This is a genomic window from Georgenia thermotolerans (assembly GCF_009193185.1).
Classification (GTDB): domain Bacteria; phylum Actinomycetota; class Actinomycetes; order Actinomycetales; family Actinomycetaceae; genus Georgenia; species Georgenia thermotolerans.
Genome location: NZ_VUKF01000085.1, coordinates 1 through 5,115, shown reverse-complemented (window position 1 = coordinate 5,115; position 5,115 = coordinate 1). Strand labels below are relative to the sequence as shown.

General features: G+C 76.1%; 5 protein-coding genes. 1 reads left to right on the top strand and 4 read right to left on the bottom strand.

The window, feature by feature from the left end:
• Positions 1-864: serine/threonine-protein kinase (locus tag GD970_RS21125; RefSeq protein ID WP_152204854.1), on the bottom strand; the 864-nt coding region annotated here is incomplete at its 3' end.
• Between the two features lie 272 nt (positions 865-1,136).
• On the opposite strand from GD970_RS21125, the gene GD970_RS21120 reads away from it, so the two are divergent.
• Positions 1,137-2,138, top strand: coding sequence for a PfkB family carbohydrate kinase (locus tag GD970_RS21120; protein ID WP_152204853.1), 1,002 nt, complete (start codon positions 1,137-1,139; stop codon positions 2,136-2,138).
• Between the two features lie 13 nt (positions 2,139-2,151).
• On the opposite strand, the gene GD970_RS21115 is transcribed toward GD970_RS21120, so the two are convergent.
• The 3 genes from GD970_RS21115 to GD970_RS22540 form a co-directional block, all read right to left on the bottom strand.
• On the bottom strand, positions 2,152-3,825 hold the full coding sequence (locus GD970_RS21115) for an amidohydrolase (protein WP_152204852.1): 1,674 nt from the start codon (positions 3,823-3,825) through the stop codon (positions 2,152-2,154).
• A 50-nt stretch (positions 3,826-3,875) separates the two neighbouring features.
• Entirely contained in the window at positions 3,876-4,751 is an 876-nt protein-coding gene (locus GD970_RS21110; RefSeq protein WP_152204851.1) for a CPBP family intramembrane glutamic endopeptidase, read from the bottom strand.
• A 158-nt stretch (positions 4,752-4,909) separates the two neighbouring features.
• Positions 4,910-5,035: a hypothetical protein gene (locus GD970_RS22540; protein WP_264372246.1), complete on the bottom strand. Its 126-nt coding sequence runs from the start codon at positions 5,033-5,035 to the stop codon at positions 4,910-4,912.
• Positions 5,036-5,115: the final 80 nt, after the last annotated feature.

Sequence of the window (5,115 nt, the reverse complement as noted above, 5' to 3'; positions counted from 1 at the left end):
GGCCCTCGCCGTCGCGGCCGCCGCTGCCGCGGCCCCCGGCAGCGCGACGGCGCGGCCGGTGCGCAGGCGCCGCAGGGCCGCCCGGACCTGCGCGGCAGAGGGACGGCTGTCCGGCTCCTTCGCGAGCATCGTGGCGACGAGCCGGTCCAGCCGTGCCGGGACACCGGGCGCCAGCTCGGCCAGCCGCGGCGGGGTCGCCTCGACATGCTGGTGGAGGATGGCGAGGGGGTTCTCGCCGGTGAAGGGGGCCCGCCCGGCGATGAGCGTGGTCAGCAGGCACCCGAGTGCGTAGGTGTCGGTGGCCGGGGTGGCGGCCCGCCCGGCGGCCTGCTCGGGCGACATGTACTCGGCCGTGCCCACGGTGGTCCCGGGCCTGGTGAGCGCCGCCGCGGCGCGCCCCACCGCGGCGATGCCGAAGTCGACGAGGACCACCTGTTCGCCGTCGACCAGCACGTTCGCAGGCTTGACGTCGCGGTGGACGATCCCGGCGCGGTGGACCGCCTCGAGGGCGCCGGCGACCCGCTCGCCGATGCGCAGCGCCTCCGCCAGGGGCAGCGGGCCGTCGCGCAGCACGGCCGCGAGGTCCCGGCCCGGCACGAGCTCCATGACGAGGTAGGCCGAGGCGCCCTCCACGCCGACGTCGTAGACCGTGGCGACGTCCGGGTGGTCGAGCACCGCCATCGCCTGGGCCTCCCGGCGCAACCGGTCGGCCAGCGTCGGGTCGGTGGTCGCGGCGAGGTTGACGACCTTGACGGCCACCGTCCGCCCCAGCAGGGTGTCCTCGGCCTCCCAGACCTCGGCCGTGGCGCCGTGTCCGATGGGTCGCCGCAGCACATAGCGGCCCTGCAGCGTCCCCTGGGTCATGACGCCATCTTCACTCCGTCGGACGGGAACGGCCCGTCGAGAGCGGGCTCTTCCGGCGGCGCGCAGGAACGCGACGCCACGGACAAGGGCTAGTCCCAGGGTTGTGCCACGAGTTCGTCAAGCGTTGTCGTGGGCGAGACCCCTTGCTCCTCCGCCGCCGGACGACGCCGCGAAGACGGCGGGGCGGCGGAGCTGCGGAGTCGCCGGGCCGCCGACGGAGCCGAAGGCGCCTCCCGGGTGCGGCCGCCCCGCGTCATGCAGAGGATGGCGCCATGTCGCCCGCGCCCGAGACCCGCCCCCGCCCCGCCCCCGAGCCCGAGGACGCCGGCCTGGACGCGCCGCCGGCCGAGGACGGGCCGCTCGCCGTCGTGCTCGCCGCCGGCCCGGCCCTGGAGGTCAGCGTCGAGGCGCTCTTCAACGACCCCAAGAACCCCCAGGTGCACGTCCACGCCGGCGGCCAGGGGCTGTGGGTGGCCCGCATGGTCGCCGCGCTGGGCGGGCGCGCCGTCGTGTGCGCGCCGTTCGGCGGCGAGACCGGCATCGCGGCGGCGGCGCTCGCCCGGGCCGAGGGGCTCGACCTGCGCACCACGCAGACCACGGGCAACAGCGCGCACATCGTCGACTTCCGGGAGGGCTCCCGCGAGGAGGTGGTCGTCATGCGCAGCCCGGCGTTGGACCGCCATGCCCAGGACGACCTCTTCGGCACCGTGCTCGTCCACTCCCTGGAGGCCGACGTCTGCGTGCTCACCGGTGCGGACCCCGACCTGGGCGTCCCGCCGGACTTCTTCGGCCGCCTGGCCGCCGACCTGCGGGCGTCCGGCCGGCGCATCGTCGCGGACCTCTCCGGCGACCAGGCCCGCGCCGTCGCCGAGGCAGGCGGGGTGATCCTCAAGATCAGCCACGAGGAGATGCTCGAGGGCGGCTTCGCCGACGACGACGCCGTGGAGGCGCTGCGTGACGCCGCCCGGTCGCTGGTCGACGGCGGGCTCGAGGCCGTCGTCGTCTCGCGTGCGGAGGACCCCACGCTGGTGGTCACCGAGGAGGACGCGTGCCTGGTGGCCGCCCCGCCGGTGACGACCACCCAGCACAAGGGCGCCGGCGACTCGATGACGGCGGGCATCGCGGTGGGGACCGGCCGCGGCGAGGCGCTCGTGGACGCCGTGGGCCTCGGGGCAGCGGCGGGCGCCCTCAACGTCACCCGCCGCGGCCTGGGCACCGGGCGGCGCGACCAGATCGAGGCCTTCGCCGGGCACGTGGAGGTCACCCGGCTGTGAGTCGCCGGCCGGCTCAGGCGAACGCGCCCTGCCGGTCCGTGACGTGCACCGCGCGGCCGCCGACGAGGGTGAGGTCGGTGCCCACGGTGTGCAGGTCGGCCGGGTCGAGCTCGAACGGGTCGGTGCTCAGGACGACGAGGTCGGCGAGCCTGCCGGGCTCGACGGCGCCGCCGTCGCCGAGGCGGTTGAGCCAGGCGGACCCGGCGGTGTAGGCCGCGAGCGCCGCCCGCAGCGACAGCGCCTGGCCGGGCAGCAGCGGCTCGGCGTCCGGCTCCGCCGGCGGGCGGCGCGTGACCGCCACGTGGATGGCCTGCCAGGGGTCGGGGCTGGAGACCGGCCAGTCCGAGCCCATCGCGAGCCGCGCCCCGGCGGCGAGCAGGGAGGCGAAGGGGTACTGGTGACCGGTGCGCTCCGCGCCCAGCAGCGGCACGGTCAGCTCGGCCATCTGGTCGTCGTAGCAGGCCCACAGCGCCTGGGCGTTGACGGTGACGCCGAGCGCGGCGAAGCGGGCGACGTCGTCCGGGTCGACCACCTGGACGTGGGCGAGGTGGTGGCGTCCGGTGGACCCGCCGCCCTGCGCGCGCAGCCGCTCGACGGCGTCGAGCCCGTAGCGCACCGCGCGGTCCCCGATGGCGTGCATGTGGAGGTCGAAGCCGGCGCGGTCGAGGGCGGCGGCCACCCGCAGCAGCACGTCGCGGCCCAGGTAGGTCAGTCCCAGCCCGCCGTCGGCGTGGCCCGAGGCGCAGGCGCACCGGTACGGCTCGAGCATGGCGGCGGTGCGGTTCTCGGCCACCCCGTCGATCATGATCTTCGCGCTCACCGACGGGAACCCGCCGGCCCCGTTGGCGCGGCGGCGCTCGATCAGCTCGGCGACGACGTCGTCGACCGTCTCGAGGGCGGTGCTGCGCGGCACCCACAGGGCGCCGGTCGCCCGGCCGGTGAGCAGCCCCTCCCGCGCCAGCGCGCGGTAGGCGGGGCCGATGTCGCGGTGGCCGGCGTAGTCCCCCACGATCGCCTCCTGCCAGCCGGTGACGCCGTGGGCGTGGAGGTAGCGCTGCGCCTCGAGCAGCCCGGCGCGCTGCTGCTCGGGGGTCTCGGCGGGCAGCAGGGCCGCGACGAGGTCCATGGCGCCCTCGTGGAGGGTGCCGCTGGGCTCGCCGTGGGCGTCGCGCTCGATCCGGCCGTCGGCGGGGTCCGCCGTCGCCCCCGTGATCCCGGCGCGGCGCAGCGCGGCGGTGTTCACCCACGCGCCGTGGTGGTCCCGGTTGACCAGGAACACCGGCCGGTCCGGCACGACGGCGTCGAGCAGGTCCGCGGTGGGGGTGCCGCCCGGGAAGTCGGCCATGGACCAGCCGCCGCCGGTGATCCACTCCTCGCCGCTGCGCCGGGCGTAGTCGCGCACGTGCGCGACCACCGCCTCGGCCCCGCCCGTCACCGCCGTGAGGTCGCACCCCAGGCGCTCGATGCCGCCCTGGCCGGCGTGGATGTGGGCGTCGGTGAAGCCAGGGGTGAGGAGCCGGCCGGCGAGGTCGACGTGCTCGGCGGCCGGGCCCGCCGCCGAGCGGACCTCGGCGTCGGCGCCCACGGCGACGATCCGCCCGCCGGTGACGGCCACCGCCGTCGCGGTGGGGTGCACCCGCCGGCCGTCGAAGATCCGCCCGGAGGTGAAGACCCAGTCCGCTGCCATCGCCGTTCCCTTCCGCGCGTCGCTGCGCGATCGCCCACAGGGTAGTGACGTCACGCGTGCTGCCGGGCCGATGTGCGGTCCCGCGTGTCGCCTCCGGCGACGACGGCGGTCGCCGCAGCCCCGCGGTCGAGCATGGCCCGGCGGTTCACCACCGCCACCACGACCGCCACCGCGACGAACAGCCACATGTCCCACGGCTGGGCGTCGGGCCAGACGGGGTTGTTCATCTGCGCGTGGAAGAGGAACGCCACCAGCAGGCTGCCCCGGGCGGCGTTGAACATCGGCGTGAGGATGACGCTGATCGCCACGACGCCGCAGAAGAACGGCCAGAAGTCCCAGGCGGACTGCTTCGTCCCGCTGACCAGGAACGCCGGCGTGTGCCAGACCGCCGCGACCAGCCCGAGCAGCAGCGCCGACCACAGCGGGGCGAGGTGCCGCTGGAGCAGGGGGAGCGCCACCCCGCGCCACCCGAGCTCCTCGACGGGACCGATGAGCAGCATCGGCAGCAGCGCCGGCAGCACCGTGTACCAGGGGGTGAAGGGGAAGGACTGCGACTGGCCCAGGAGCGCCGCCCCGGCGTAGAACACCGCGGGCATGCCGACGACGAGCACCAGCCACCACGCCAGGGGCATCCGGGCGAGGGCGAAGCGCCGCAGGAAGCCGCCCAGGCCCGCGAGCCCGAGGCGGCGCCACACCATGACGACGCCGACGATCCCGGGGGCGTAGACCATGAAGATGAACAACGGGTTGGTGTAGCCCATCGGGCCGAAGAGGGCCTCGAGCGGCTCCTGGAACAGCATGTAGAGCACGCCGGAGCCCCAGGACAGGGCAAAGGTGGCGAGGAAGAAGGCGGCGAGCGACCGCAGGGTCAGCCCGTCTGTCGTCGGCGCCGGGTTGGGTCCGGGCGTGGGGGCAGGGCGGGACATGGGTGGCCTCTCCGGGGGAATCGGACGTGGAGTGGCGGCAAGGGCCGTCGACGTCCACCGTTCCAGCGGGGCGGCCCGGGCGGTATCGGGGCCTGCCCCGATCCGGCCCCGAGCCGACCCCGAGCAGCGCCCTGACCGCGCGGTCCCCGGCGAGCCCGCTACGCCGTCGGCAGGCCGTGGGCCAGGCGGGCGAGGGCGCCGGCGGTGAGCGCCACCTGGGTGGGGATGGTGTCGGGGTAGATGAACTCGGTGCGGGCGTGCGGCGCCGACCTGAGTTGGCTCAATTTAGTGCCACGTGCCGTCCGGAGCGTGGATGCGGGTCAGGGCCTGGGTGAGGTCGGCGGGTAGGGGGTCGGCGGCGGTG

Coding starts and splice junctions, on each gene's coding strand:
- GD970_RS21110 (WP_152204851.1), bottom strand. CDS start 4,751: ATGTCCCGCCCTGCCCCCACGCCCGGACCCAACCCGGCGCCGACGACA.
- GD970_RS21120 (WP_152204853.1), top strand. CDS start 1,137: ATGTCGCCCGCGCCCGAGACCCGCCCCCGCCCCGCCCCCGAGCCCGAG.
- GD970_RS21115 (WP_152204852.1), bottom strand. CDS start 3,825: ATGGCAGCGGACTGGGTCTTCACCTCCGGGCGGATCTTCGACGGCCGG.